This is a genomic window from Devosia sp. (assembly GCF_028290645.1).
In the GTDB taxonomy this organism is placed as follows: domain Bacteria; phylum Pseudomonadota; class Alphaproteobacteria; order Rhizobiales; family Devosiaceae; genus Devosia_A.
On sequence record NZ_JAQGJL010000086.1, the window covers coordinates 1 to 26,063 of the forward strand.

Annotated in this window: 26 protein-coding genes; 16 read left to right on the plus strand and 10 right to left on the minus strand. The window is 67.1% G+C overall.

The window, feature by feature from the left end:
• The 3 genes from JWQ89_RS04655 to JWQ89_RS04665 form a co-directional block, all read left to right on the plus strand.
• On the plus strand, nt 1-738 hold a 738-nt coding region (locus JWQ89_RS04655), incomplete at its 5' end, for an ABC transporter permease subunit (RefSeq protein ID WP_299638841.1).
• Nucleotides 735-1,487, plus strand: coding sequence for an ABC transporter ATP-binding protein (locus tag JWQ89_RS04660; protein WP_299638843.1), 753 nt, complete (start codon nt 735-737; stop codon nt 1,485-1,487). The genes JWQ89_RS04655 and JWQ89_RS04660, both read left to right, overlap by 4 nt.
• The gene (locus tag JWQ89_RS04665) at nt 1,484-2,239 is read left to right on the plus strand and encodes an ATP-binding cassette domain-containing protein (RefSeq protein ID WP_299638845.1); all 756 of its coding nucleotides are present in this window, start codon (nt 1,484-1,486) and stop codon (nt 2,237-2,239) included. The genes JWQ89_RS04660 and JWQ89_RS04665 overlap by 4 nt, the downstream gene beginning before the upstream one ends.
• 221 nt (nt 2,240-2,460) lie before the next feature.
• On the opposite strand, the gene JWQ89_RS04670 is transcribed toward JWQ89_RS04665, so the two are convergent.
• The 3 genes from JWQ89_RS04670 to JWQ89_RS04680 form a co-directional block, all read right to left on the minus strand.
• Nucleotides 2,461-3,489 carry a LysR family transcriptional regulator gene (locus tag JWQ89_RS04670; RefSeq protein WP_299638846.1) on the minus strand — a complete coding sequence of 343 codons (1,029 nt, stop codon included), beginning with the start codon at nt 3,487-3,489 and terminating at the stop codon, nt 2,461-2,463.
• Between the two features lie 186 nt (nt 3,490-3,675).
• The gene (locus JWQ89_RS04675) at nt 3,676-4,089 is read right to left on the minus strand and encodes a cytochrome c family protein (protein WP_299638848.1); all 414 of its coding nucleotides are present in this window, start codon (nt 4,087-4,089) and stop codon (nt 3,676-3,678) included.
• 233 nt (nt 4,090-4,322) lie between these two features.
• Nucleotides 4,323-5,570, minus strand: a complete 1,248-nt coding sequence (locus JWQ89_RS04680) for a DUF3422 domain-containing protein (protein WP_299638850.1) — start codon at nt 5,568-5,570, stop codon at nt 4,323-4,325.
• Nucleotides 5,571-5,772: 202 nt separating this feature from the next.
• Between JWQ89_RS04680 and JWQ89_RS04685 the strand changes: the two genes are divergently transcribed.
• From JWQ89_RS04685 to JWQ89_RS04695, 3 genes are read left to right on the plus strand one after another with little or no spacing between them, the layout of a single operon-like run.
• A complete protein-coding gene (locus JWQ89_RS04685; RefSeq protein WP_299638851.1) occupies nt 5,773-6,558 on the plus strand; it encodes a biopolymer transporter ExbB in 786 nt (261 codons plus the stop codon).
• Complete coding sequence (locus JWQ89_RS04690) at nt 6,545-7,168, plus strand: hypothetical protein (RefSeq protein ID WP_299638852.1); 624 nt, start codon at nt 6,545-6,547, stop codon at nt 7,166-7,168. Before JWQ89_RS04685 ends, JWQ89_RS04690 begins: the two co-directional genes overlap by 14 nt.
• Nucleotides 7,165-7,800 (plus strand): hypothetical protein, encoded by a 636-nt coding sequence (locus tag JWQ89_RS04695; RefSeq protein WP_299638853.1) that lies wholly within the window; start codon nt 7,165-7,167, stop codon nt 7,798-7,800. The genes JWQ89_RS04690 and JWQ89_RS04695 overlap by 4 nt, the downstream gene beginning before the upstream one ends.
• A 70-nt stretch (nt 7,801-7,870) precedes the next feature.
• Here the strand turns inward: JWQ89_RS04695 and JWQ89_RS04700 are convergent, their stop codons facing one another.
• Complete coding sequence (locus JWQ89_RS04700; RefSeq protein ID WP_299638854.1) at nt 7,871-8,200, minus strand: hypothetical protein; 330 nt, start codon at nt 8,198-8,200, stop codon at nt 7,871-7,873.
• A 90-nt stretch (nt 8,201-8,290) separates the two neighbouring features.
• The gene (locus JWQ89_RS04705) at nt 8,291-9,661 is read right to left on the minus strand and encodes an FAD-containing oxidoreductase (protein ID WP_299638856.1); all 1,371 of its coding nucleotides are present in this window, start codon (nt 9,659-9,661) and stop codon (nt 8,291-8,293) included.
• A 248-nt stretch (nt 9,662-9,909) separates the two neighbouring features.
• On the opposite strand from JWQ89_RS04705, the gene JWQ89_RS04710 reads away from it, so the two are divergent.
• Nucleotides 9,910-10,194: a DUF2934 domain-containing protein gene (locus JWQ89_RS04710; RefSeq protein ID WP_299638857.1), complete on the plus strand. Its 285-nt coding sequence runs from the start codon at nt 9,910-9,912 to the stop codon at nt 10,192-10,194.
• A gap of 112 nt (nt 10,195-10,306) precedes the next feature.
• Here JWQ89_RS04710 and JWQ89_RS04715 read toward each other — a convergent pair whose 3' ends face one another.
• Nucleotides 10,307-10,918 (minus strand): hypothetical protein, encoded by a 612-nt coding sequence (locus tag JWQ89_RS04715; RefSeq protein WP_299638859.1) that lies wholly within the window; start codon nt 10,916-10,918, stop codon nt 10,307-10,309.
• 220 nt (nt 10,919-11,138) lie between these two features.
• Nucleotides 11,139-11,489 (minus strand): RidA family protein, encoded by a 351-nt coding sequence (locus tag JWQ89_RS04720; RefSeq protein WP_299638861.1) that lies wholly within the window; start codon nt 11,487-11,489, stop codon nt 11,139-11,141.
• A gap of 254 nt (nt 11,490-11,743) precedes the next feature.
• Between JWQ89_RS04720 and JWQ89_RS04725 the strand changes: the two genes are divergently transcribed.
• From JWQ89_RS04725 to JWQ89_RS04740, 4 genes are all read left to right on the plus strand, one after another.
• Complete coding sequence (locus tag JWQ89_RS04725) at nt 11,744-12,949, plus strand: mandelate racemase/muconate lactonizing enzyme family protein (protein WP_299638862.1); 1,206 nt, start codon at nt 11,744-11,746, stop codon at nt 12,947-12,949.
• Between the two features lie 258 nt (nt 12,950-13,207).
• A complete protein-coding gene (locus tag JWQ89_RS04730; protein ID WP_299638864.1) occupies nt 13,208-14,227 on the plus strand; it encodes a MerR family transcriptional regulator in 1,020 nt (339 codons plus the stop codon).
• A 99-nt stretch (nt 14,228-14,326) separates the two neighbouring features.
• Nucleotides 14,327-15,703 (plus strand): FAD-binding oxidoreductase, encoded by a 1,377-nt coding sequence (locus JWQ89_RS04735; RefSeq protein ID WP_299638866.1) that lies wholly within the window; start codon nt 14,327-14,329, stop codon nt 15,701-15,703.
• A 191-nt stretch (nt 15,704-15,894) separates the two neighbouring features.
• Nucleotides 15,895-17,046, plus strand: coding sequence for a sulfite oxidase (locus JWQ89_RS04740; protein WP_299638868.1), 1,152 nt, complete (start codon nt 15,895-15,897; stop codon nt 17,044-17,046).
• Between the two features lie 73 nt (nt 17,047-17,119).
• On the opposite strand, the gene JWQ89_RS04745 is transcribed toward JWQ89_RS04740, so the two are convergent.
• Together JWQ89_RS04745 and JWQ89_RS04750 are read right to left on the minus strand one after the other, a co-directional pair.
• Nucleotides 17,120-18,346, minus strand: a complete 1,227-nt coding sequence (locus JWQ89_RS04745; protein WP_299638870.1) for an SLC13 family permease — start codon at nt 18,344-18,346, stop codon at nt 17,120-17,122.
• 123 nt (nt 18,347-18,469) lie between these two features.
• Entirely contained in the window at nt 18,470-19,666 is a 1,197-nt protein-coding gene (locus JWQ89_RS04750) for a glutathione-independent formaldehyde dehydrogenase (protein WP_299638872.1), read from the minus strand.
• Between the two features lie 399 nt (nt 19,667-20,065).
• On the opposite strand from JWQ89_RS04750, the gene JWQ89_RS04755 reads away from it, so the two are divergent.
• From JWQ89_RS04755 to JWQ89_RS04770, 4 genes are all read left to right on the plus strand, one after another.
• Nucleotides 20,066-20,581, plus strand: a complete 516-nt coding sequence (locus tag JWQ89_RS04755) for a DUF992 domain-containing protein (RefSeq protein ID WP_299638874.1) — start codon at nt 20,066-20,068, stop codon at nt 20,579-20,581.
• A 427-nt stretch (nt 20,582-21,008) separates the two neighbouring features.
• Nucleotides 21,009-21,362 (plus strand): SH3 domain-containing protein, encoded by a 354-nt coding sequence (locus tag JWQ89_RS04760; protein ID WP_299638875.1) that lies wholly within the window; start codon nt 21,009-21,011, stop codon nt 21,360-21,362.
• 250 nt (nt 21,363-21,612) lie between these two features.
• Nucleotides 21,613-22,797: an NAD-dependent formate dehydrogenase gene (locus JWQ89_RS04765; protein WP_299638876.1), complete on the plus strand. Its 1,185-nt coding sequence runs from the start codon at nt 21,613-21,615 to the stop codon at nt 22,795-22,797.
• 139 nt (nt 22,798-22,936) lie between these two features.
• On the plus strand, nt 22,937-23,509 hold the full coding sequence (locus tag JWQ89_RS04770) for a DUF1269 domain-containing protein (RefSeq protein ID WP_299638877.1): 573 nt from the start codon (nt 22,937-22,939) through the stop codon (nt 23,507-23,509).
• Nucleotides 23,510-23,617: 108 nt separating this feature from the next.
• Here the strand turns inward: JWQ89_RS04770 and JWQ89_RS04775 are convergent, their stop codons facing one another.
• Nucleotides 23,618-24,421, minus strand: a complete 804-nt coding sequence (locus JWQ89_RS04775; protein ID WP_299638878.1) for a hypothetical protein — start codon at nt 24,419-24,421, stop codon at nt 23,618-23,620.
• Between the two features lie 412 nt (nt 24,422-24,833).
• Here JWQ89_RS04775 and JWQ89_RS04780 point away from each other — a divergent pair, with 412 nt between their 5' ends.
• Nucleotides 24,834-25,922 (plus strand): hypothetical protein, encoded by a 1,089-nt coding sequence (locus JWQ89_RS04780; protein WP_299638879.1) that lies wholly within the window; start codon nt 24,834-24,836, stop codon nt 25,920-25,922.
• Nucleotides 25,923-26,063 lie beyond the last annotated feature (141 nt).

Consider the following 26,063-nt stretch of genomic DNA (forward strand, 5'->3'; position numbering starts at 1 on the left):
CTCCCGCTCGAACTGATCAGACTGCTGCTGCTGCTTGCCGTCTGGCAGGTGCTGTCGCTGCTGTTCCCTTCGCGCCTGTTCCCCGGTCCCATCGAGGTGGCGATCTATACCGTCGACCTTGCCACCACCGGCAAGCTCCTGCCCGACCTCGGCAAGACCCTGACCCGCGCCGCCGTCGCCTTCATCGTCGCCATGGCGCTCGGCACCGTCATCGGCATCGCGCTGGGCCGTTCGCGCGTCCTCGACCGGCTGTTCTCGACCTGGGTAATCGTCGGCCTCAACGTCCCCGCCATCGTCGTCGCAATCGTGCTCTATATCTGGCTGGGGCTCACCGAGTTCGCGCTGATCCTCGCCGTGGTGCTCAACAAGCTGCCGCTGGTCGTCACCAACATCCGCGAGGGCGTGCGCAGCTTCGATCCGGCCTATGACGATCTCGGCCGCGCCTACCGCATGCCGCTCGACCGCCGGCTGCGGCTGATCTTCATGCCGCAGCTGATGCCCTTCGTCCTCGCCGCCGCCCGCACCGGACTGTCGCTGATCTGGAAGATCGTCCTCGTCTTCGAGGTGCTGGGCTCCGACGGCGGCGTCGGCTTCCGCATCTCGGTGTTCTTCCAGTTCTTCGACATCAAGGGCATCCTCGCCTACACCACCGCCTTCATCCTCGTGGTCTTCGTGTTCGAATACCTGATCCTGAGGCCCATCGAGGCCCGCGTCCTAAGATGGCGGCAGACGCGATGACCACCCTGACCAATGCCGGCCCTCGCCTCGAGATCGCCATCGAGGCCAAGGACTTCGATTCCCTCGCCGAGCCGCTGCTGAGCCGGTTCCAGCTCACCATCGAGCCCTCCTCGGTGGTGGCGCTGGTCGGCCCCAGCGGCGTCGGCAAATCGACCCTCTTACGCATGATCGGCGGCATCGACACCGGGTTCTCGGGCAGCGTCCTCGTCGACGGCGTGCCCGCATCCGAGGCGCCGCCAGCCGGCTTCGTCTTCCAGGATGCCCGGCTCCTCCCCTGGCTGACGGCGCTCGACAACATCCGCGCCGTCCGCCCCGAAACCAGCGAGGCGGAAGCCACGACCATGCTGATGCGCGTCGGGCTCTCGGGCTATGCGCACGCCTATCCGCACGAGCTTTCCGGCGGCATGCAGCGCCGCGTCGCACTGGCCCGCGCCTTCTCGGTCAATCCGCGCCTGCTGCTGCTCGACGAGCCGTTCGTCTCCCTCGACCGCACCCTGGTGCAGGAGATGGAGCAGGTGCTGCTCAGCCTCATCGAAACCAGCCGCCCCACCGTGCTGCTGGTCACCCATCTGCCCGAGGATGCCGCCATGCTCGCCGATCGCGCCCTGGTCCTCGCCGGCCGCCCGGCAAGGATCGTCGCCGACTATCGCTTCGCCGCGCCGCCCGGCCAGCGCCCGCGCATCGAGCGCGAGCACATCGCCAACCAGATCGCGTCGGCGGCCGAGATCCCCGCCAGGGCTGCGACATGACCGGTCCCGTCCTCGCGCTGAACGATGCCCGCAAATCCTACGGCAGCAACGAAGCGCTGAAGGGCGTCTCGCTCGATATCGCACCGGGCGAGATCGTCGGGCTGCTCGGCCCCAACGGCGCCGGCAAGTCCACCCTGTTCCAGATCGCCTCCGGCCTCTTCGCCCCCGATGGCGGCGAAGTCCGCCTGTTCGGCATGAGCTACAGCGACCGGGCGTCGGACATCCTCAAGCGCCTCGGCGTCGTCTTCCAGTCGCGCTCGCTCGATCTCGACATGAGCGTGCGCGCCAACCTCAAGTTCCACGGCAACCTGTTCGGCCTATCCGGCGAGGCGCTGAAGCAGAGGATCGATGACGCGGCCAGGCTGTTCGAGGTCACCGACCTGATCGACAAGCCGGTGCGCACCCTCTCGGGCGGCAACCAGCGCCGCATCGAGATCGTCCGCGCCCTGCTCAACGATCCCGGCCTGCTGCTGATGGACGAGCCCTCCACCGGCCTCGACCCCACGACGCGAAAACTGCTCGGCCGGCATATCCGCGCCGTGCGCGACGAGCGCAACGTCTCGATCCTGTGGGCCACCCACCTCGTCGAGGAAGTCGAGCACGCCGACCGCATCGCGCTCATCGTCGCCGGCCGGATCATCCGCACCGGCACCCCCGCCGAGATCATGGCCGCCGCCGGGACGGACAACCTCACCGACGCCTACATCGCGCTCACCGGCACGAAGCCGGAAGTCGCGCTGGCCGCAGAATGACGAGCGGTCCTATGGTGCGTTTTCGGCCGAACGTGCCGCTACGCCCCCTCTCCCCTGAGGGGAGAGGGCAGCAAGCTAGGAGCGACAGCGACGTAGCGGCGCTAGGGTGAGGGGTTCAGCTTCTCAATCCGCACATATTGAGACGCTTCATCCCGCATCCACCCTCCGGCCACCTTCTCCCCCGAGGGGATAAGGGACGGGCAGCGCGTCCGTCAATCGCTTTAGAGGCTCGCCGCGGCACGCGTCGCGTTAGCCTCCTGCCGCGCCCGATCCGGCACCGGCAGCGCCAGCACGCTGTCGGCTGGCACGTTGAGGCTGTATTCGTTGCGACAGAAATCGGTCAGTTGCCTGAAGATATTGGCATAGCCGGGCAGCGTCATCAGGTGCTTGGGCATGGCGAGGACCATCGAGCGGTCCATGCCGCCGAGCATGTAGGCCCTCAGCTGCGCCCGTACCGAATTGGGCAGGCTCGGCAACAGCGACAGCGGCACATGCGTGGTGGCGAGCCCCTCCGACGCAATCTCCGCCGCCGCGATATAGGTCGTCGCCGAGAAGGCCGACGTCGCGAACGGCAAGTTTGCCCGGTACCAGGCGTCCGACACCGGCCGCATCGGCACATTGGCGCTGATCTCGACATAGCGTGTCAGGGCCGGATCGAGCTGGGCCGGCTTCACGCCCTTCTGCAGCGCCTTCTCGACCATCGCTTCGCCCAGTCGGGCCGGCACCAGCAGCACCATCGGATCGCGGAACAGCAGCGCCGTGGCGAAGGACGAGCGATCCTCGGCCAGCGCCTCGTCGTTGACGATCACGCAGTTGAGCTGGTGGAGACGCAGCTGCTCGACCAGCTCGGTGCTGGTCGTTGCGTAGCTCACCTCGAACTTGGCAAAGCCCTGTTCCTCGCTGGCGATGCGCGCCGCCGCCGACAGGAACCTGCCGCGCAGCGTCGGGCTCAGGCCCACCCTCAGGAACACCCGGCTGTCGACATAGCGCTTCTCGTGCTCGTCGATCGCCTGGTCGAACTTGCGCAGCACGTCGTCGGAGAACTTGAACCAGTATTCGCCCGAGGGCGTGAGGCTGACCGAACCGGTGCGGTTGCGATTGATGAGCTGCGTGCCCAGCCGCTCCTCGAGCTTGGCCAGCTGCTGGCTGATCGACGGTTGGCTGAGTCCGACGCGCCGCGACGCCTTGGTGATCGATCCGGCGATCACCACGGCCCGGAAGATTTGCATCTGCTTGAGCGTGATATCCATGAGAGTCCTGAGTCTGGACGCTCATGTCACCACAATACGATACATTCGATAACCTGATAGAAGGTCTGAGTGACATGGTTGCCCGGCATGTGCAAAGGCCGTCGCCCGACATCAAAAAAGCCCTCCCCGCCGGGGTGGCGGGAAGGGCTGATTCGATTCTTGCCCCGAATGGGCGGGGGGCGGCCGTTACTGCGCGGCGGGCGCCGCGGCGGCATCGGCCGCCGGCGAGAAGGTCGCGAGATAGGCGACGACATTGTCGATATCGGCCTGCTCCTTGAGCCCCGGGAAGGTCATCTTCGTCCCCTTCACGAAGTCCCTGGGCTTGCTGAGGAACTGGTGCAGCGTCTCGGCCGTCCACACCAGCCCGCCCGCGCCGGCATCGATCATCGCCTGGGAGTACTTGAACTCGGGCGCCGTGCCGGCGGTGCGGCCGATCAGCTCGTTGAGTTCCGGCCCGACCTTGTTCTTGGCACCCTCGCCCACTGCGTGGCACGAGGCGCATTTCTTGAACACGTTGGCCCCGGCCGCCGCATCGCCTTCCGCGTAGGCCGCACCAGCGGCCAGCACCGACATCGCCAGACCAAGAGCCAGGACTTTCATTCGCATCTCTCCATACGGCGCCGCACGATCGGCGCTCTGTCACGTTGACCAAATCTCTGCCGGGCAGACGGGCCGCGAGTCAAGCGGCCCCGCGTCGCAGCCTCCGCGCGCCCGGCAGCCCGGAAAACGCTGGCACGCCATTTGCTTACCCTCCCCCGCGTTTGCGGCAGAGAGGACCATGCAAGGCATGGCGGACGGCGGCGCGGGAGCAGCAGGCCGGCCCGTCCCTCCGGTCAGTGCCCCGCGCCCCGCCTGATCCGCCGGATGAGGAAAAACACCAGCAGCACCACGAGGGGCGCCGCCACCGCCAGCATCTCGCCCTTGGAGAACGGCAGCATCTCGTGCAGCCCCTCGAACACATAGCCCAGAATACCCAGCGCGTAGTACGAGATGGCGATGATCGACAGCCCCTCGACCGTGAGCTGCAGCCGGTACTGGCTGCGCCCGGTCTGCGAGATCGCGTCGAGCACCGAGCGGTTCTGCGTCTGGATCGACAGCGTGATTCGCGCGTCGAGCAGCTCGATCGAGCGCTGTACCTTCTGCGTCAGCGCGGCCAGCCGCTTCTCCATCGCCCGGCAGGTGGCGAGCGCCGGCTGCCCCCGGTTGTTGATGAACCGCTCGATGGTGGTGAACTCCCCGATCGCCCGCTCGCGCAGCCGCGACAGCCGCTCCTCCAGCACCTCGCCATAGGCCTGCGTCGCGGCAAAGCGGAAGCTCGTCGCCTCGACCGTGCGGCTGATCTCGACGCTGAGCTTGTGCAGCGCCGCGAGCGACACCTCGTGGTCCTCGACCGTGTCGCCCTCGCCCACCCGCTGCATGATCTCGGCCAGTTGCGCCTCGTAGCTCGACACCCGCCCGCTCAGCTCGCGCGCCAGCGGCAGGCCGATCAGCGCCATGGTGCGATAGGTCTCGATCTCGAGCAGCCGCCGGACGATCACCCCGATCCTGAGCGCGCCGCTCCGCCCCGCCGCCACCTCGAATCGGGTAAACCCGTCCGCGTCGAGATGGAAGTCGGTCGCCGCCTCCGCCCCGTCGTCGAAGATCGACGAGTAGCAGAGGCTGAGCGGGTTGAACCCGCTCAGAGCCGCCGGTGCGATCGCCTCGCTCGGCATCACGTCGATGCGGGTCGCGAATACCAGCAGCAGGTTCTCGTGCAGCTCGAGCCCGATCCCGGCCGGGCGCGCATCCCAGTCGTCCACCGGCCCGGTCCAGGTGAGGGTGGCAAACTCGTTGTGGAGCTCCCACGTCACCTGCCGCCCGTCGCGTGCGAACCCCAGCTGCCGGGCCCAGCCCGGCCCCTCCTGCGCCGCACCCGCCACCTCCGCCATGCCGGCGTGGAGCGCCCTGAGGTCCGCCCCGCCATCGGCGCTCATGAAGGCGAGCCGCCGGATGCGAATCGGCGGCGTCATCGGCAGCACCGGCCGCGCATGCGTCTCCGCATCGATCAGCCGCCGATATTGATGCTCACGCCATTCCGCCACTTGCCGTCACCTCTGAACTGCTCGCCGCCAACCTGACCTTTGCAGCACATCGCAGCAATCGGCACCTTGTCGCGCCGCCCGGGCCGGGACGTTGGCATTTCCAATGCGATTCATAGGCGGAGGCGATCATTGCGGCATGCTAGCGGTTGCCGCACGTGCTCACCGTCCCGGACGAGGGAGCCGACCGGGCGGGAGAACAGTTTTGGCGGATGTGAAAGCTGCGGTCATCGGGCCGCCGATTGAAATGCGCGATTTCGGCCCGGTGCTGCGCTGGCTGATCGTCAACGTGCTGGTGGTGCTCGGGCTCCTCACCCTGTGGCAGCTCGGCTATCTGGCGACGGTCCTCGAATCGGACCACACGCGCATCTCGCTCCTGATCTTCGCGCTGTTCGTCGTCACCAGCCTCCACTGCCTCGTCCAGGCCATCGACATCAGCCGCGAGCTCATCGCGGCGCGCAAGGCCCGGGCCACGATCGAGGCCGGCAGCGCCAGCGGCTTCCGCCTCGCCGGCGACCGCGTCCTCACCGGCGCCGGCGCCGTGCTCGAGCCGGGCCTCCTCACCGGCCATGTGGCGAGCCTCGTGAAGAAAGCCGACATCCGCGGCACCGGCCAGCTCGACCAGACGCTGCTGCTGCGCAACGTCGCCGACCGGCTGCGGGCCCGCGAAAAGATCGGCCTCTTCGTCTCCGAGGGCCTGTTGCGCCTGGCGCTGCTCGGCACCGCCATCGGCTTCATCCTGATGCTGATCCCGATCGCCGGCCTCTCGTCGTTCGACGCCGAGACCCTGCGCGGGGCGCTCGCCGGCATGACTGGCGGCATGGCCGTGGCGCTCAACGTCACCGTCTCCGGCATCGGCACCGCGCTGATCCTAAAATTCCAGTATTTCCAGCTCGACGGCGCCATCGGCGAGCTGTTCTCGATCATCGCCGAAACCAGTGAAATCCACGTCGTCCCCGCGATCGAGCGGAGCCACGATGGACGGGCCTAGCCTCTTTACCGGCAGCGAAAGCGACGACGGCACCTTCGTGCCGTTCACCGACATCCTGTTCAACGCGCTCCTCGGCTTCTCGCTGATGGTGTTCATCGCCTTCGCGCTGATCCGCCCCGACGCCAAGTCGGGCACCATCGACACCAATGCCGAACTGATCATCACCACCACCTGGCCCGACGACATCGACGACGACATCGATACCTATGTGCAGGACCCCACCGGCAATGTCGTCTGGTACCACTCGATGCAGAAGGGTTTCGTCACCCTCGAGCGCGACGACCGCGGCAACTATCTCGACGAGGTGACGGTCAACGGCGTCACCCATCACATCGCGCTCAACCAGGAAACGGTGACGGTGCGCGGCCAGCTGCCCGGCAACTACGCCGTCAACGTCTACAAGTTCACCAGTCCCGGCGCCGCCCCCGTGCCGGTGACGGTCAAGGTCGAAAAGATCAATCCGCGGCTCCGCGTCGTCTACTACGACACCGTGATCCTCGAGCATAAGGGCGACGAAAAGACCGTCGTCCGCTTCACTCTCGACGAAAACGGCAATGTCGGCGGCATCAACACCGTGCCGGTGTCGCTGATCCAGGCGGTGAGCAAGTGAATCCGCTGGTCATCGTCGGCGCCCTCGCGCTGTTCCTCGTCCTCGTCCTGCTGCTGTTGAGCCTCAACCTCACCTCGCTGTGGAAATGGTGGATCAAGGCCGCCGCCATCGTCGTGGCGCTCGGCTCGGTGATCGTCCTCTATTTCACCATGACCGGCCTCATCGGCTGGGCCAGCCCCGGCCAGATGCCGCCGCGCTTCAGCGTACTCGCCACCCGCGTCGTCGAGCCCGATCTCGTCAACGACCTGCCCGGCCGCATCTACCTCTGGGTCGAGGAAGTCGACGACCGCCAGGTCACCATCAGCCCGCCCCGCGCCTTCGAACTGCCCTACGAGATAAGCACCGCCGGCGACGTCGCCACCGCCCAGGAGATGATCGAGGACGGTGGCCGCGTGCTCGGCGCCTTTGGCATCAAGAGCGACGAAGCCCTGCCGCCCCCCGGCGAAGTCCCGCCCGAAGGCGCCGGCGCCACCAGCACCAAGGGCCGCTCCAAGAGCACCGAGCGCGGCGGCGAAGGCGCCGACAAGATCCGCGACTCCGGCGCCATCAGCTTCTCCGCCATGCCCCCGGTCGACCTGCCCAACAAGAACATCGTCTACGTCGACCGCGACCCGCCGGCCGTCACCCCCTAGGCGATCGGGAGGTTGCCTTCTCCCCTTGCGGGAGAAGGTGGCGCGCAGGCCTGGATGAGGGACGAGGAGATCACCCCCTACTCAACCCATCCGCCGCATAGGTCAGCGCATGCTCCACCGCGCGGATTTCCACCACCACCGGCCCCACCACCGGATCGGACTCCCACGCCGCATAGCCGCGCTGCCGCGCCATCTCCGCGAGGTCATTGGCGCGCTGCCCGACGATGCCGGCCGCCGTGCGCGCCTCGGCCAGCGCATCAGCCCGCACCGACTCGGGCGTACTGGGATTGTTGGCGAGCGACTGCAGCCGCTTGGCGTTGATCCGCCACTGCCGCGCGAACTCCTCGGCCCGCCTGAGGCGGAACGAGATCACCGTGTCGCTGAGCCCTGCTTCTGCCATGCATCACCATTGATTCGTGGGTCCGAAGAGTCAATTTGAGCCTTCGAGTTTGATCCCCGGATGGCGAACGCGTGGCCGAAACGGGCGTCCTCACACGAGCGGCTTCAGATCCTGCAGCAGCGTCGGCACCAGTTCACTCACCGTCGGATGCACATGCATGGTGCGGATGATGGTATCGACGCTCACTCCGGCCGCCATCGCCTCGAGCAGCGATTGCATCACCTCGTCACCCTCGATGCCGAGCAGCGCCACCCCGAGGATCTTCCGCGTCCCGGCATCGGCGAACACCTTCATGAACCCCAGATTCTCCGCCCGCTCGTTGGCCCGGCTCACCTTGGTCATCGGCCGCGTCGCCACCAGCGCCGTCCTGCCGGACGCCCGCACCTCCGCCTCGCTCATCCCGGCCCGTCCGAGCGGCGGATCGATATAGAGCGCATAGGCCGGCACCCGGTCGCTCACCCGGCGGTCGGCCCCGTCGAGCAGGTTCTGCGACACGATCTCGAAGTCATTGTACGAGGTGTGGGTGAATGCCCCATGCCCGTTCACGTCGCCCATCGCATAGATATGCGGCTGGCTGGTCCTCAGCCTGTCGTCGACATCGATGTAACCCCTGGCGTTCAACGCCACGCCGGCCTTCTCAAGCTGCAGATCCTCGACATTGGGCACCCGCCCCACCGCCAGCAGCAGATGGCTGCCCGCGATCGGCTCCCGCGAGCCATCCTCCTCGTAGCTGACCGACACCCGGTCGCCGCTCGGCTCTGCCTTGAAGCACGAGGCGCCGGTCACGACGCGAACCCCCTCGCCCTCGATGATCTCCCTGATCGCCTCGGATACGTCCGGGTCCTCCCGCCCGGCGATCCGCTCGCCCTTTTCGAGCACCGTCACCTCGGCGCCGAAGCGGCGATACATCTGCGCGAATTCGAGCCCGATATACGAGCCGCCGACGATCACTAGGTGCTCGGGCAGCACGTCGAGTTCGAGGATGGAGGTATTGGTGAGATGGGGTCCGTCCTTGGCCCAGTCCGGCACCACCGCCCGCGCCCCGGTATTGAGGAAGAACTCCCCGCCCTCGAGTTCCTCGCCATTGACCTCCACGGCATGCGGCGAGACGAACGCCGCCGAACCCCGGATCACCGTGAGGTTCTCGGTCGACTCCATCCACCGGTCGAGCCCGTTGCGCGACGCCAGCACGATCTTTTCCTTCCGCGCCCGGATCGCCGCCATATCGACGCTCACCGGCCCGGTCGAAACGCCGAAATCCGCCGCCCGCCGCGCGAGGTACGCGACCCGCGCGCTCGCCACCAGGGTCTTGGTCGGCTGGCAGCCATCGTTGACGCAGGTGCCGCCCATGAACCGGCGCTCGATCAGCGCGGTCTTCCGCCCCCCCCCGGCCAGCCGCGCCGCCAGAAACGGCCCCGCCTGCCCTCCCCCGATGACGATAGCGTCGAACGATCGGCTCATCGCTGCCTCCTGTCTTTGCCGGAGCTTACCCACCCAGGCCGCAGTCGTCTCCCTCCCCTGTGGGGGAGTCGGTTCGCATGCGCCATTGCATGGTTTGGGTCTCAGGGAACCACCCCGTCCCCGCTTCGTTCATGGCTCGCCTGCGGCATCAGGCCTTCCGCCGGCTGCCTCAGTGCTGCTACGGTTCGATGTTTGCAATAGGGTTGGCGCGCCATCCCGGTCGCGCCCTTGAATCGGGGGAATGACAATTGCCCGGCAAATCGAAGGCAACCGACACCGCCGCCGCGGTCAGTGAAGACGCCATCCGCCAGCGCGCCTACTACCTCTGGGAAGCCGACGGCCGCCCGCACGGAAAGCACGACCACTACTGGACCCTCGCCCACCAGGAGGCCGCCAGTGCCTCCGGCAACGGCGCCGCCAAGGCGACCAGGGCCAAGGAGACCAAGCCGGCGAAGCCGAAAGCCGCCAAGGCCGACGCGAGGCCCGCAAGGAAAGCCGCCACCAAGCCCCGCGCGGCGGAGAAGGCGAGATAGCCAGGGCCCGCGGTTGGCTCAAGCCACCGATATTGCAGTCGTCTCCCTCCCCCTTGTTGAGAGGGAGACGAAGGAGCCGGGCATCCCCGCGCCGAAGAACAACCGGCCTTCGCTAGTGCACGTGGTGCTCGCATGACACCGCAGAGTTGAACGGCTCGAGGTTGCCCCTGGGATTGTCCCTGAAGGCCCAGACATGCTGGTCGTAGTGCGGCGTGAAGCCGTGGGCTTCGTCGGCGGCGGTGGCCGGATCATCGGCCATGTGGTCCCATACCCGCCCGGCAAACTCCGGAGGAGCGGAATGTCCAGCCGCTTCCCAGGACTTGAGGAATACCAGGTTTTCCACCCCGACCAGCTCGAGCGAGCCATCCGCCTGCGGCTCGTAGATCAGCACGGCGGGCTTGGACCAGTCGGTATAGGTGCTTTCGCCGTCGACGCGCGGAGCGGTCGCAGTCACCTTGAGCAGCTGGGGACTGAAGTAGTGGATGCCCATGGCCCCATATTCGGTCGGCAGGCCCGCCATATCCGCCGTGAAGCAGTGGTTCGCGGGATCCCGGATGTATCCGTCGGCCAGCGCCACATCGACATCGCGATATTTGTCGGCGGCCGCGCGCACCGCGGCGATCTCCGAGGCCTGGTCGGCCATGGCAGCGCCGACCTGACCCAGAACGCAGGCTGACAGTACAAGGCACGCAAGACCGGCACGACGGATTGATGTCGGGGACATGTTTTCCTCCTCAGACCCGGACGAGTTGACTGGCCCGCAAGAACGAGCACAGCTCCGGCTGAGAAGGTCGGCTGTGCAGGTTCTACACGCCAATCCGGCCAGCCTATGCCCGGGCCGAACGGCAGGTCAACGGTGGATGAACGCACCGGGAGCGCATGCTGACGCGGCTCCCCGGCGACGGATGCCGCCGGAAAGCCGTGATCGCCAGCCGGTTTGGGGGTCAGTCGAGCGCCGCCACCGCGATGATCTCGACCTTCAGCGCCGGATGCGCCAGCCGCGCCTCGATCGCCGCCCGCGCCGGCGGATTTGCCGGGTCGACCCAGGCGTCGTAGACCGAGTTCATCGCCGCGAAATCGGCGATGTTGTTGAGCACCACCTGGCAGAACAGCAGCTTGGACTTGCTCGAGCCCGCATCCGCCAGCAGCTTGTCGATCGCCGCCAGCACTTCGGTGGTCTGCTTCTCGATCGTGCCGTTATAGTCGGTGGCGACCTGCCCCGCGAGATAGACGGTGTTGCCGTGAACCACGGCCTGACTCATGCGTTTGCCGGGCTGGTAACGGGTAATGCTCATCGAAGGCTCCTCGAACAGAAATGACGGCCGCCTGCTTACCCACTGCCGGCAGCGGGCGAAAGCCGAAATCTTCCCCGCGAGGCGTGGGGAAACAGCCCGGCCGGGGTCGCTCTTTGCTCGAATCCCAATAGTGTCGCGACGTGCGCCGGATGACAACCACCGCCGGGTGACCAATTAGGAGCATTCAGCTGGCTCCCCAACGCAGCTATACGAACCAAGCCATTGTGCTGGCAGGATTTTGAGGAGGATCCCCGATGAAGATCACGGACATCAAGTGCGCGGTCATTGCAAGCAGCCCCGTGATCCGGATCACCACCGACGAGGACATTACAGGCTGGAGCCAGATCGAGACGCCCAAGCCCTACATGCAGCCGATCGTCCTGCAGCTGAAGAGCTGGATCGTCGGGCAGGACCCGCGCGACGTCGAGCGCGTCATGCGCCGCATCCGCGTGCGCGGCGGCTTCAAGCCGTTCGGCGCCGCCGTCTCGGCCATCGAGCATGCGCTCTGGGACATCGCCGGCAAGGCCGCGGGCGTCCCGGTCTACCGGCTTCTCGGCGGCAAGGTGCGCGACCAGGTCCGCACCTATCGCACGCTCTACCAGGGTGAACTCCCCGGCGGGGCCGAACACACCCCCGAGGGCTACCGGCGCTGGGCCGAGTACGGCAAGTCGCTCAAGGGCGAATTTACCCTGTTCAAGCTGCCGACCTCGTTCCACTCCTCGATGGTCCGCGACTTCCCGAACTACTTCTACGGCGAGGTGCAGACCGATGCGCCCTATCCGTACCCGCACAAGGGCCTGATGACCAAGGAGGGTTTCGACCACCTCGTCGCCTGCGTCACCGCGGCGCGCGAGACCCTTGGTGCCGGCTACAACACCGCGGTCGACGCCGGCCCCGGCTTCATGCCCATCGACGCGCTGCGCTTCGCCAAGGCGGTCGAAGGCCTGCACCTGATGTGGGTCGAGGACATGATCACCGGCGACTATTCGCCCTATGTCAACCCCGACGTCTATCGCGAGGTGACGCGCTCGACGACCACGCCGATCCACACCGGCGAGCAGATCTACCTCCGCCAGAACTACAAGGCGCTGATCGAGAGCCATGCCGTCAACGTCATTGGTCCCGACCCCTGCGACGTCGGCGGCATCGCCGAGCTCAAGTGGATCGCCGAGCATGCGGACCTGCACGGCATCGCCGTTGCCCCGCACGGCACCGCCAACGGCATCATCGGCCTCGCCGCCCTGATCCAGATGAGCGCCACCCTCCCCGACAACTTCATCGCCTTCGAATACCCGGCCCGGTTCGAGCCGTTCTGGTACGACATCACCGAGGGTTTTGAGGGCATGCCGGTGAAGGGCGGCCTGATCGACGTGCCGGACCGCCCCGGCATGGGCGTCAACCTCCTCCCCAAGGAAGCAAAGAAGTACCTCTCCGAAGGCGACGCCGACTTCTTCGACTGATCGCTGCCGCGCTGTCCCCTGAGGGCGAGTGATTGCACATTGCGCGTTGGCCGGTGCGAGCCGACCCCCACCCCTGCCCCCTCCCCCTACTGGGGAGGGAGACCAAAACATCGGCCATAGTGTGAGGGTCTCCCTCCCCAGTAGGGGGAGGGGACAGGGGTGGGGGTCCACAGCCACCGGACATCAAGTTGGCGGCCACTTGACCCGGCCCTTGGGGCTGCCCCGATAGCTACCGGGGTCAGCCACAAGAGGTGATTCGTGAGCCCTTCCGCCCAGTTCCTCAACCCGTCCGAAGCCGCAAGGCGCCTCGGCGTCTCCGCCAAGGCCCTGCGCCTCTACGAGCAGCGTGGCCTCGTCGACCCCACCCGCTCCGCCGCCGGATGGCGCGCTTACGGCCCAGCCGAGATGGCCCGCGCCACCGAGATCGTCGCGCTGCGCGCCCTCGGCCTCAGCCTCGCTGAGGTGGCCCGCGTCCTCGGCGGCGACCCCCAGAACCTCGAGCCCGCCCTTGCCGCGCATCAGGCGAGCCTCGAAACCCGCATGCACGACCTCGCTGCCACGATCGAAAAACTCCACCGCCTCCGCGCCGACCTCGCCCGCGGCAAACCGCCCGCCGCCGGTGAACTGGCCGGCCTCCTCGCACCGACCGCCGAACTGAGCGTCGCCTTCGACCTCCCCTGGCCCTGGGGCGGCGAGCGCTTCGAGTTCCGCGACATCCGCCCGCTGAACTACATCATCGGCCCGCTCGGCAGTGGCAAGACCCGCCTCGCCATGCGCCTTGCCGAAACCCTTCCCGGCGCCGCTTTCCTCGGCCTCGACCGCACCGCCGACGAGGCGCAACTGGCCGCCGACGCGGGCCTCAAATCCCGCGTCCACAAGACCCTCGACTGGCTCATCGGCGACGGCGCCACCGCCTCGCCCGCCCTCATCGCGCTCCTCGCCGGCCTCGAAGCCGAAGCTCCCGCCGTCCTCGTCGTCGACATGGTGGAACAGGGCCTCGACCACGCCACCCAGGAGGCCCTGATCGCCCACCTGCGCCAGCGCGGCCCCAACGCCAGGCCGCTCTTCCTGATGACCCGCTCCTCCGCCATCCTCGACCTTTCCGCCGTCGGCCCCGGCGAGGCGATCATCCTCTGCCCGGCCAACCACAGCCCGCCGACCCGCGTCGCCCCCTATGCCGGCGCCCCCGGCTACGAAGCCGTCGCCACCTGCCTCGCCTCCCCCGAGGTCCGCGCCCGCACCGAGGGGGTCATCGCCTTGCGGCCGGCGGGGGCGTGAGCCCCTTCCTGTGCCGATCCTGAGCGAGGCATTCAGCCACGGTTCACCGCGCCGGTCCTAGTTCCCCGCCCCGACAAAAACCTCCACGGAGTTTCGGGAATGGACAAACGCTTTCCGCTTGAAGATCAGATCGAGATGCTGGCCTCGAGCCTCAGGGGCCGGGTGATTTCGCCGCGCCAGGCCGACTACGACGCCGTGCGCACCGTGGCGCTGGGCAATTTCGCCCGCCGGCCGGCGGCGGTGATCCGGGTGGCCAATGCCGCCGACGTCGCCGCCGTGCTCAACTTCGCCCAGGCCACCGGCCTCGAAGTCGCGGTCCGCAGCGGCGGCCACAGCGTATCGGGCCACAGCGGCTCGGATGGCGGCCTCGTCATCGACCTGCGCGACCTCAACGCCATCGAGATCGACCGCGACGCCTCGACCGCCTGGGCCGGCACCGGCCTCACCGCCGGCGAAGTGACCGCCGCGGTCGAACGTGAGAAGCTGATCGTCGGCTTCGGCGATTCCGCCACCGTCGGCATCGGTGGCATCACCCTGGGCGGCGGCATCGGCTACCTGATCCGCAAGCACGGCCTCACCATCGACTCGCTGCTCGCCGCCGAGATCGTGACCGCTTCGGGCGACATCCTCATCGCCGACGACACCCATCACCCCGACCTGTTCTGGGCGCTGCGCGGCGGCGGCGGCAATTTCGGCGTGGTGACCCGCTTCAAGTACCGGCTGCACCCGCTGCCGCATTTCACCGGCGGCCCGCTGGTGCTCCCGGCCACCCCGGAAACCCTGGCCGGCTTCGTCGCGGCGGCCGAGGCAGCGCCCGAGGACCTCTCGACCATCGCCATGGTCATGCCGGCCCCGCCGCTGCCCTTCCTGCCCCCCGAGGTCCACGGCAGGATCGTGCTCATCGGCATGATGGCCTTTGCCGGCGAGCCGGAAGCGGCCAGCCGCGCCCTCGCCCCGTTCCGCGCGCTCGCCACGCCCGTGGCCGACCTCGTGGGTCCCGCGCCCTATAGCAGCATGTACCTGCCCGAAGACCCCGACGCCCGTCCGGCCGTCTCCATCCGCACCCTGTTCATGGACCGGTTCGGCCTCGAGGAGGCCCGGACGGCGCTCGATTTCCTCGAGCGGTCGGACGCACCCATGAAGATGGCCCAGCTCCGCGTCCTTGGCGGCGCCTCGGCGCGCGTCCCGGCCGGCGCGACGGCCTTCGCCCACCGCCAAAGCCGCATCATGGGGGCCTTCCTCGCCATGTATGGCGGCCCCGACGAAACCCCCGCCCATGACCGCTGGGCCACCGAGGCCGTCGCCGCCCTCCGGCAGGACGATACCGGCGCCTATGTCAACTTCCTAGCCAACGAGGGCAAGGAGCGCCTCCGCGCCGCCTATCCGGGCGCGACCTGGGACCGGCTGCGCCGCGTCAAGGGGCAATACGATCCGGAAAACCTCTTCCGGCTCAACCAGAACATCCCGCCCGCCTGAGCGGACCGGACTGATGCCGGCGGCGAATATGCGCCGCCGGACTGGCGTCATGCTCCAGTCTTCTCGCTGTCAACACAATTGGAGGTGTCAGGCCGCCCCGAGCGATACAATTGACCTCAATAGCCTGCCGGGATATGCTGAATTTCTCTTTGGGGGCACCGACATCGCGCAATCAAGCGAAAGACGTGATCATGCAACACCTTGCACGAAGAGAGTTCATCCTAAGCAGCGCGGCCCTCACTGCGATGGCGGTACTGCATTCGCGTCCGGCATATGCTTATCCCACCCGGGCCGGAGAGACGGTTGTTCCTTGGCTCGACCAGCCGACGGAGAACCCCGATCCCGTGGGCATCCAGCAGCAGCTGGTATGGGAGAACCTCGACAGCTGGATCACCCCCAACGACCGGTTCTTCTCGATCTCGCATTTCAACCGGCCGACCATCGATCCGACCACCTGGAAGCTCAACGTCGACGGCCTCGTCCGCACGCCGCTCACCATGGGGATCGAGGACCTCAAGGCCCGCCCGCGGCAGGAGGTCGCCTTCACCGTCGAGTGCTCGGGCAACCACGGGTTACCGTTCTTCACCGGCGGCATCGGTAACGCCAGGTGGGCGGGGACGCCGCTCGCCCCCATCCTCAAGGAGGCGGGTATCCTCGAGGGCGGCATAGAGGTGATCTTCTGGGGCACCGATGCCGGCGAGATGGACGTCCGGGATCAGAAGATCGTCCAGAACTTCGCCCGCAGCATGTCGATCGAAGACGCCATGAGCCCCGACAACATCCTCGCCTACGAGATGAACGGCGAGACGCTGCCCGAGGCCAATGGCTTCCCGCTGCGCCTGATCGCGCCCGGCTGGTACGGCATCGCCAACGCCAAATGGCTGAAGCGCATCGAGATCCGCGACCGCCGCCTCGAGAGCCTGTTGATGGGGCGCGACTACGTCACCCTGCGCCAGGAGGAGCACAATGGCGAGCCGGTCTGGGTCGAGACCTCGGTCGGTCGCGCCCGGCTCAAATCCGCCCCGGCCCGCGTGATGCAGCTTGGCTCGAACTACCGCATCATCGGCGCCGCCTGGGGCGCCCCGATCGATCGCGTCGAGGTGCAGATCGACGACGGCGAATGGATGCCCGCCACCATCGACCATTCCGAGGAGGCCGACTACGCCTGGAAGCTGTGGTCGATCGACTGGCCCGACCCCACGCCCGGGGAGCACACGGTAACCTCGCGGGCCTTCGACACCTCCGGCGCGATGCAGCCGGCGATGGACGACCCGGTGATCGCCGGCAAGGTGACCTACTGGGAAAGCAACGGACAGGTGACGCGCATCGTCGTCCTCAGCTGAGGCGTCCCCCGCGTCGCAACAGGCCATGGAGCGGACGGCGGGCCCCCGGATCGGGGCTTGCAGTCTCCCTTGGCTAGAGGGGCATCAACCCCCGGCCCCACAGCCATAGTCCCGCCAGCAGCATCGAGAGCAGCGTGATGGCGACGCCGGCCTTGGCGTGGTCGCCGAATGTCAGCCGCACCCCCGCTGCCGAGGCCCGCTCGGCGACGATCAGGTTGGCGAGGCTCCCAACGAGAAACAGGTTGCCCGCGAGAGTGGAAAAGATCGCGAGCCCGACCAGCGCGCCACGGGGTAGGTCCGGCCAGACCGTCAGCAGCATCACCACCGCCGGCACATTGCCGATGGTGTTGCTGAGTACGAGCGAAACCGGCGCCAGCACCGAAATGCGCTCGGGCAAGAGGCCATGGCTGCCGAGTATCTGCGCCGCCTCGGCGGCCAGCCCGGTTCGTGCCAGCGCGGCGTTGGTGATGAACAGCGCCGCGAACAGGATCAGCAGCGGCAGGTCGATCTCGCCGAGCAGCCGGCGGCTCGGCACGGTGCGGCTGATCATCAGCGGGGCCGCCACCAGCAGCGCCGATATCTCGCGCGGCAGCGGGGTCGTGAACAGCACCAGGAGCACCACGAGGCCCACGCCCGCCACCCCGACCTGCCGGCCGTTGAAGCCGGCAGTAACGGCGGGTGCCTCCGCCACCGGGGCGCAAAGGCTCGCGCGCCACACCCAGGCGATGCACCCGAAGGTGACGATCAGCGCCGCCACCGTCGGCACGATCGCGTCCGAAACATACGACCAGAACCCGAGCCTGCCGGCCTGCCCGATCAGGATGTTCTGCGGGTTGCCGATGAGCGTCGCCGCCGATCCCGCGTTGGCGGCCGCGGCGAGGCCGAAGAGGAACGGCCGCGGATCCAGCTTTCGCGCCGCGAGGCCGGTGCAGAGCAGCGGGGTGATCGCGAACACCACGATATCGTTGACAAGGACCGCCGAGAGCCCGCCGCCGATGGCGATGATCATCGCAAGCAGCCGCATCGGCCGCCCCGCCTGGCCCGCGATCCAGGCGGCGATCGCCTCGTAAAAGCCGCTGGCGCCGATCCGGGCAGAGATCAGCATCAGCCCCGCCAGCAGCAGCAGCGTCGGAAAGTCCACCGCTCCGGCCAGCGCCTCTGCCGGCACCGCCCCGACGGCCGCCAGGACGATCGCGACGATCATGGCAATGCCGGTGCGGTCGAGCCGCAGGCCGGGAATGCGTCCCAGCGCCATCCCGATATAGGTGAGCGCAAACAGCGCGGTGACGAAATATGTCATGGGCTCGCAGCGGCTTCCGCCCGTCAGGGGCTCTCCCCATCCCGCCGGCCTGGGGCACCACCCAAGCTCGCGCCGGCGGTGAACCCGCCGCCGGCGCACCGGGATTGGAACAGTCGGCTGCTCCTACGCGGCTGTTTTGATGCTGCCATGCGGGTCGATGACATACTTCACCGGCGCACCCGCGTCGAACTTCCGATAGGCCTCGGGCACCTCGTCGAGCGAGATGAACTGGGTGTTGAGCAGCGGCGTCAGGTACGGCATCCGGTCCTGCAGGATCGCCATCATCAGCTCCCGATGATAGTGCATCACGGGACACTGGCCCGCCGTGAGGTGGGGTGATTTTATCCAGGCCTGACCGATGGCGAGGGCATATTTTCCCTGTTTCTCGGCTTCGTTCCGGGCCTCAGGGTCGCCCCGCGCATAGATGCCGGGGATCCCCATGCCACCATTGGCGCGAACGACCTGGAACAGCGTATTGAGCACCGCGGTCGGCTCCTCGGGAGCATCGGGGCCCTGGCCATGGCACTCCCAGCCAACCGCATCGACCCCGGCATCCACCTCCCGCACGCCGAGGATCGCCTCGATCTGGTCCGCCACCGGATCCAGCTTCGACGTATCGACGGTCTGGTAGCCCGCCTTCTTCACCAGCGCGAGGCGCTCCTGGTTGCTGTCGCCCACGATGATTGCCGAAGCGCCCAGCAGGTGCGCCGAGGCGGCGGCGCACCGCCCGACGGGGCCCGCCCCCGCGATGTAGACGGTCGAACCGGGCCGCACCCCCGCGGTGTAGCAGCCGTGAAAGCCGGTCGGAAGAATGTCGGAGAGCAACGTCAGGTCGCGTATCTTTTCCATGGCCTGGTCCTTGTCCGGAAAGGCCAGCAGCTGGAAGTCCGCCCATGGCACCATCATGTACTCGGCCTGCCCACCCTGCCAGCCGCCAAGGTTGAAGCCATAGGCTGCGCAGTCCATCTCGTCATTGGCGTTCATGCAGGTGTCGGTATGTCCTTCCTTGCAGTTCCGGCACTTGCCGCACGAAACGTTGAAGGGCACCGACACCAGGTCGCCCTTCTTGATGAACTCGACATGCGAGCCGACCTCGACCACTTCACCGGTGTTCTCATGCCCGAGGATCGTGCCGCTGGGGGCAGGAAAGCGGCCGCGATAGATATGCAGGTCGCTGCCGCAGATATTGGTCGCCACGAGCTTGACGATGACGCCGTGCTCGCACTTCTGCCCCTTGGGGCCAACCAGCTTCGGATAATCGTAGCTTTTCACCTCGACCTTGCGAGGCCCCATGAACGTAACCGCGCGATTGCCAGCCATGACATTCTCCTCTTGGTGCTCGTATTCCGATCGCGCGCGTTCCCCACTTGGCCAAACCCGGTTTGGTCAACTGCTGAACGGCGGAACGATCGCTCGGAGTTGCATCGATCTTGCCGCGCAAAGCGGCATCCGGGAGGCTAGTCGGCCACCGAAATCGCCTAACTGACATGTATCAATTCCGGCAAACTCTCGCGGTCGGGCCCCTGCCGGTTGCTGGCCGGCCCTGGCCCCCTTGCCGCCGCTTGCGGCGAACGGCCCCCAAGCCCGGCGTGTCGCATCGCCGCGGGCCGCAGCAATCCCAAGCGATTCTCGGCAATGGCGAGCGAGCCCTCGGCAACAGGCTGCGCCATGCTCCCGGTCACTACCCAACCTCCTCGGTTCATTCACGGGAGTAGCCAAATGCGACGAGCCAGAGCAGCAGCGGCAGCGCCCAGCCGGATCGGCCTCGCCATCGCGATCGGCAGCCTCGGCCTCGGCCTGGCGCTGGTCTTCGCCGCCACCCAGCCGGCGCATGCCAGGGAACTGCGAGTCGGCGTGCTCGACTGCATCGCGGGCCCCGGCGGCGGCATCATCGTGATGACGACGGAGTCGCTGACCTGCACCTTTCATCCCACCAACGGGGTGTCCCAGACCTATATCGGCACGGTGAAGAAGTTCGGCCTCGATATCGGCATCACCGGCGGCACGGTCATCGCCTGGGCGGTGCTCGCCGACCAGGACAACTACGATCCCCAGGCGCTGGCCGGCAACTATGTCGGCGTATCGGCAGACGCCTCGATCGGACTTGGCGCCGGCGCCAATGCACTGCTCGGGGGCTCCAGCCGGTCCTTCGTGCTGCAGCCGATCAGCGTTCAGGGTGAGGTCGGCGTCGATATCGCTCTCGGCATCACCGACATGGATTTGGTTCGGGCCTAGCCATCCGGCCCATTGGAACGCGGCCTCCGTCGAACGCCCCACCCCCTGAGTCTCGACGGCTGCCGACGTGTCTCCCCCGCTCAACCGTGGGAGACCTCCCCCCGCGGGGAAAGAGCGTCCGGGCAGGGCAGCTTCGCCCTGAGCCACCCCTGCCCGGCGCTCAACTCGCACCCGTTCTCCAATCACCCATAAGACGGAAGCGCCATGGACAGTATAGTATATCAACATCATCGTCGCGATCCCGCCGCTTTGGCGCGCTGTTCTGTAACCTGAAACGGCATGGAAGTAGAAACCAAGGTATGCGGCCATAACCTGAACACTCTATAGCGCCGTACCTACGAGCAATATTCTGCGTCCGCAATTTCGCATTAGCTGTCAGGGACGACGAAGCACTGGGCTTGGTCGCACCATGAATAGGAGAAAACTAATGCAGCTGAACCAGCTCCCGACGGTCGCGAAGCTTGCCCTCGCCACCGCCGCCGCTCTTGTCACCCTGTTGCCGCTGGCCGCGCTGGCCGAAGGCGAGGCACGCGCCAGCGGCGGCCCGTCGCTCCACTACGGTCCCGGACTTGACTGGCCGACCAAGGGCGTGCCGCTCACCAACGGCCGGTATTACTCGGTGCTGGAATGCACCACCCCCAATGAATCCTGGTGCAAGATCGTCGGCAACCAGGGCGAAGTGGGCTGGGTCGACGCAGGCTATCTCGTCGGCTCCCCGGCCAAGCTGGATTCGAGGGTGTACGGCCTGAACCGCCGCGATTTCTTCGACCCCTACCGTTAAGCGCAGCCAGAGCGGCTGGCCACAATCCCTCCCTCGGGGGATTGCCGCAGCACCAGCGGGATCGGACGGGAAACGCCCGAACCCAAACGACCAACCCCGACGAAGACTGCGCCGCCACCCGCACCCGCCCGGTGGGGCGCAATTTCAGCCTGGCGGCCGGATCGCGCGAATTCCCCGCCCTCCGTCGCCAGTCCCTCCCGGCCTCCAGGCGCCCCACCTGCGAGCCCGAACGAACGAAAGGTTACCCCAAATGGCGAAGATTCTCTGCGTCCTCTACCCCGACCCGGTGGACGGCTTCCCCCAGACCTACGCCCGCGACGATCTGCCCAGGATCGAGCGCTATCCCGACGGCCAGACGCTGCCGACCCCCAAAGCCATCGACTTCCGGCCCGGTGACCTGCTGGGCAGCGTCTCGGGCGAACTCGGGCTCAGGAAATTCCTCGAAAGCAAGGGCCATAAGCTGGTCGTCACCTCCGACAAGGACGGTCCCAACTCCGAATTCGAGCGCGAGCTGGTCGACGCCGATGTCGTCATCTCGCAGCCCTTCTGGCCCGGCTACCTCACCGCCGAGCGCATCGCCAAGGCGAAGAACCTGAAGCTCGCCATCACCGCCGGCATCGGCTCCGACCATGTCGACCTCGAGGCCGCGAGCGCCCACGACATCACCGTGGCGGAAGTCACCTTCTCCAACTCGATCAGCGTCGCCGAGCATGTGGTGATGATGGTGCTGGGGCTGGTCCGCAACTACATCCCGTCGCATGACTGGGTGAAGCAGGGCGGCTGGAACATCGCCGATTGCGCCGTCCGCGAATACGACGTCGAAGGCATGCATTTCGGCGCCGTCGCCGCCGGCCGGATCGGGCTAGCGGTACTGCGCCGGCTGAAACCCTTCGACATGAAGCTGCACTACACCCAGCGCCACCGCCTGCCCGATGCGACGGAAAAGGAACTGAACCTCATCTGGCACACCCGGGTCGAGGACATGCTGCCGCTCTGCGATGTGGTGAGCCTCCACGTCCCGCTCTATCCCGAGACCGAAGGCATGTTCGACGACAAGCTGCTGTCGACCATGAAGCGCGGCGCCTATCTCATCAACACCGCCCGCGGCCGGCTCGCCGACCGTGACGCCATCGTCCGCGCGCTCGAGAGCGGCCGCCTCGCCGGCTATGCCGGCGACGTCTGGTTCCCGCAGCCGGCTCCCGCCGACCATCCGTGGCGCACCATGCCGCACGAGGGCATGACCCCGCACATCTCGGGCACCTCGCTCTCGGCCCAGGCCCGCTACGCCGCCGGCACCCGCGAGATCCTCGAGAACTGGCTCGAGGGCAGCGCCATCCGCGACGAGTACCTGATCGTCGATGGCGGCAAGCTCGCCGGCACCGGGGCGAAGTCCTATGGCGTCGGCGACGCCACCCACGGCATCGCCGCCCACTGACCGGCATCGGCAATGGCGGCGTGGCGCCGGCCACGCCGCCCAACCGGCCACCCAATATCCCTCCCCCACTTGGGGAGGGAGTTCGTGTTTGCCGCGACGCCCAGCAGCCGCGGCCCGGCATCAACCTGTGGAGACCATCATGAGCGACCTGGTCGTTATCGAATTTCCCTCCGAAGCAAGGGCCGAAGAGGTCCGGCACATGCTGCTCGACATGCAGCAGGAATACCTCATCGAGCTCGGCGACGCGCTGATCGCCACCCGCCAGCCGAACGGGCGGATCAAGCTGAACCAACTCTACCATCCCGAGCTCACCAGCGCCGCCTATGGCGGGCTGTGGGGCCTGATCCTGGGCGCCATTTTCTTCCTGCCGATCATCGGCGCCGCCTTCGGGGTGGCCTATGGAGCGCTGATCGGCGCGCTGAGCGATGTCGGCATCAATGACCGGTTCGCGCGGGAGGTTGCCGACACCATCGACTCGGGCAACGCTGCGCTGTTCCTGCTGATCCGCAAGATGACCACCGACAAGGTGCTCGAGGACCTGAAGGGCGTGGGCGGCAAGGTTCTGCGCACCTCGTTCGACCACAGCCAGGAAGACGCGCTGCGCGCTGCCCTCGCCGCCGCCACCGCGGCCCAGTCCGACACCGTCCCCCCCGACCCGGTCCAGCCCCCGCCCCCGCCCCCGGTGCAACCCGGACCGAACGGCCCGGTCTGAACTGTTTCGGCACCGTCCCCGATGGCGCCGGGACCTCATTGCAAAAAGCGGCGCGGACCGGCGCCGGGGTGCGGCGTCGGTCCGCGATGAGCGGCAGGCACCGGCGCGCTATTCGGCGGGCGCGGTGCCGAGGCTGGCTGGCTGCCGCCCCTTGTGGAGGCGGTTGCCGGCATACACCACGCCCGCCAGCAGCAGTGCGCAGACCGCCGAGGTTTCGAGCGTCCCCAGCTCCAGCCCGCCGCGGGCGTGCTCCTTGACGAGGAAGTTGCCGAAGGTCGCGCCGAACGGCCGGGTGAAGATGAAGGCCGCCCAGAACAGCAGCACGGCGTTGACCCTGGTGAAATAGTGCAGGGCCAGCACCACGCCGATGATCCCGACGCAGACCAGCGCGCCCTGTACGAAGCTCATGCCGATCGGGTCGATCAGCGCATCGCCGAAGGCCGTCCCGAGGCTGTTCGAGAAGATCACAGCGACCCAGAACCAGAGTTCGCTTTCCTTGTCGGCAATCGGCTCGACGCTGATCGAGCGCTTGCGGACGTACCATACGGCCAGGGTCAGCAGCAGTCCGGCAAACAGCACGCTCGAGCCCAGCACGTAGCCGAAGCCGAAGGTGCGGTCCATCATGTCGGAGATTTCCGTGCCGGCGGTGGTCGTGGCGACGATCGCGGCCCAGAACAGGGCGGGATGGTATTTCTCCGTGCGGATCTGCCCGGCGAGCACCGCGATCAGCACCGCGACGGTGACGAAGAAACCGGTGACGTAGCCCAGACCCAGGGTCTGGGCGATGAAGTCGCCAAAGGTCTCGCCCAGCGTCGTGGCGATGATCTTGCCGATCCAGAAGGCAAGGGTGATCTCGGCGATCTTGTTGATGGTCGGACTGTCGAATCCATCGACGGTTTTGGTGTCTGGCATTTTCAGTCTCGGTGAAGGGGTGCAGGCATGGCTTCGCCGGCGCTTCACCGTCCTTTGCATTGCGGGGGTGGAAGTCTCGGAACTGTCAGGGGACTCAGGCAGACCCCTGGTTCAGTACGGCGACGGGCCGGCTCGGTTCGGGCAGGCAGGTCGCTTGGTCATTCTCCGTGCGGCAGAGATCATCGATCTCGGAAGGACAAGCATACTGACCCAATTTACAGGTGCTTTGCTGGTTTCATACAGATCGGTAAACCACCGCCGTCCCCCGCAAGGCGGCCCATCCGCGGCTATTCCCGCAAGGCCAGCTCAATCCCGGCAATCGCCGGGAAGCGGTCGCCGGACGATGGATGAATCTTCACACAACCGCTCTCCGGCACCTGCGCCGCGCATCGGCATGGAAGGGAAGATACCCATGTTCACCTCACGCCGCTCGGGCGCCCGGTTTGCCGACCGGCCCGAAGACTTCGTCAACCTCGGTATCGAGCCCGACCGCATCCAGCCCTTCGAGGACGGCATGCGCACCAAGGGCGGACCCGGCGGCTACGAGTGGTGGTATTTCGATTCCCACTTGAGCGACGGCTCGTCGCTGGTGATCGTCTTCTACACCAAGGAGATGATGAATCCGGGCGGGCCATTGGCGCCGCTCGTCACCCTGCAGCTCGACCGGCCCGGCCGGGCCCCGGTCTTTCTCGAGGCGCGGGTTCCCCCGGCTGAATTTTCGGCGAGCCGGGATCGCTGCGATGTCCGGATCGGCCAGAACACCTTCCGCGGCGACCTGCACGACTATCAGATCCATTTCTCGCATGGCGGGGTGAACGTCGACGTCCGGCTGACCGGTCAGGTCCCGGCATGGCGGCCGACCACGGGCCACCTGTATTTCGGCGACGACGACGAGCACGTCTTCGCCTGGCTGCCCTCCGTGCCGCAGGGCACGGTGTCCGTGGACCTCGGCATCGACGGCAAGCAGGAGCATCTCGAAGGCATCGGCTACCACGACCACAACTGGGGCGACGTGCCGATGCCCAGGCTTATCAACCACTGGTACTGGGGGCGGGCGCAGGCCGGCCCCTACTCGATCGTCGCCAGCTACATCTTCGCCGAGAAGGCCTATGGCAGCGCCGAGCTGCCGATCTTCATGCTGGCCAAGGACGGCAGGATCATCGCCGATGACCAGCGCCGGGTGCGGTTCCACCTCGCCGACGAGCACCTCGACGACAAGAGCGGCAAGCCGGTCGCCAACGTCGTCGTCTATGAGTACCAGGACGGGCCGGAGCGCTTCCGCGTCAGCTACCGCCGCGCCCAGACCATCGTCGACGCCCAGCTCATCGACCGGGTAAGCGGGATGAAGCACCTCCTCGCACGGCTGATGGGCTTCGACGGCGCCTACCTGCGCTTCACCGGCAAGGTACAGCTCGAGCGCTTCGTCGACGGCCAGCTCGTCGAGGACTTCAGCGATCCGGGCATCTGGGAGATGATGTATTTCGGGCACGTCTACCACTAGCGCCCTGGGTGGTGGCGCTATGCTCGAAAGGCCGGATCAAGGGTGGGGGTCCACAGCCACCAGCGGCAATAGCCAGCCCTCTCCCCTGAGGGGAGAGGGCAGCAAAGCTAGGAGCGAAGCGACGTAGCGGAGCTAGGGTGA

What these genes read in the sequence shown, in the direction of transcription:
- JWQ89_RS04660 (WP_299638843.1), top strand. Translation starts at nt 735, where the DNA reads ATGACCACCCTGACCAATGCCGGCCCTCGCCTCGAGATCGCCATCGAG.
- JWQ89_RS04665 (WP_299638845.1), top strand. Translation starts at nt 1,484, where the DNA reads ATGACCGGTCCCGTCCTCGCGCTGAACGATGCCCGCAAATCCTACGGC.
- JWQ89_RS04670 (WP_299638846.1), bottom strand. Translation starts at nt 3,489, where the DNA reads ATGGATATCACGCTCAAGCAGATGCAAATCTTCCGGGCCGTGGTGATC.
- JWQ89_RS04675 (WP_299638848.1), bottom strand. Translation starts at nt 4,089, where the DNA reads ATGAAAGTCCTGGCTCTTGGTCTGGCGATGTCGGTGCTGGCCGCTGGT.
- JWQ89_RS04690 (WP_299638852.1), top strand. Translation starts at nt 6,545, where the DNA reads ATGGACGGGCCTAGCCTCTTTACCGGCAGCGAAAGCGACGACGGCACC.
- JWQ89_RS04700 (WP_299638854.1), bottom strand. Translation starts at nt 8,200, where the DNA reads ATGGCAGAAGCAGGGCTCAGCGACACGGTGATCTCGTTCCGCCTCAGG.
- JWQ89_RS04705 (WP_299638856.1), bottom strand. Translation starts at nt 9,661, where the DNA reads ATGAGCCGATCGTTCGACGCTATCGTCATCGGGGGAGGGCAGGCGGGG.
- JWQ89_RS04715 (WP_299638859.1), bottom strand. Translation starts at nt 10,918, where the DNA reads ATGTCCCCGACATCAATCCGTCGTGCCGGTCTTGCGTGCCTTGTACTG.
- JWQ89_RS04720 (WP_299638861.1), bottom strand. Translation starts at nt 11,489, where the DNA reads ATGAGCATTACCCGTTACCAGCCCGGCAAACGCATGAGTCAGGCCGTG.
- JWQ89_RS04725 (WP_299638862.1), top strand. Translation starts at nt 11,744, where the DNA reads ATGAAGATCACGGACATCAAGTGCGCGGTCATTGCAAGCAGCCCCGTG.
- JWQ89_RS04735 (WP_299638866.1), top strand. Translation starts at nt 14,327, where the DNA reads ATGGACAAACGCTTTCCGCTTGAAGATCAGATCGAGATGCTGGCCTCG.
- JWQ89_RS04740 (WP_299638868.1), top strand. Translation starts at nt 15,895, where the DNA reads ATGCAACACCTTGCACGAAGAGAGTTCATCCTAAGCAGCGCGGCCCTC.
- JWQ89_RS04745 (WP_299638870.1), bottom strand. Translation starts at nt 18,346, where the DNA reads ATGACATATTTCGTCACCGCGCTGTTTGCGCTCACCTATATCGGGATG.
- JWQ89_RS04750 (WP_299638872.1), bottom strand. Translation starts at nt 19,666, where the DNA reads ATGGCTGGCAATCGCGCGGTTACGTTCATGGGGCCTCGCAAGGTCGAG.
- JWQ89_RS04755 (WP_299638874.1), top strand. Translation starts at nt 20,066, where the DNA reads ATGCGACGAGCCAGAGCAGCAGCGGCAGCGCCCAGCCGGATCGGCCTC.
- JWQ89_RS04760 (WP_299638875.1), top strand. Translation starts at nt 21,009, where the DNA reads ATGCAGCTGAACCAGCTCCCGACGGTCGCGAAGCTTGCCCTCGCCACC.
- JWQ89_RS04765 (WP_299638876.1), top strand. Translation starts at nt 21,613, where the DNA reads ATGGCGAAGATTCTCTGCGTCCTCTACCCCGACCCGGTGGACGGCTTC.
- JWQ89_RS04770 (WP_299638877.1), top strand. Translation starts at nt 22,937, where the DNA reads ATGAGCGACCTGGTCGTTATCGAATTTCCCTCCGAAGCAAGGGCCGAA.
- JWQ89_RS04775 (WP_299638878.1), bottom strand. Translation starts at nt 24,421, where the DNA reads ATGCCAGACACCAAAACCGTCGATGGATTCGACAGTCCGACCATCAAC.
- JWQ89_RS04780 (WP_299638879.1), top strand. Translation starts at nt 24,834, where the DNA reads ATGTTCACCTCACGCCGCTCGGGCGCCCGGTTTGCCGACCGGCCCGAA.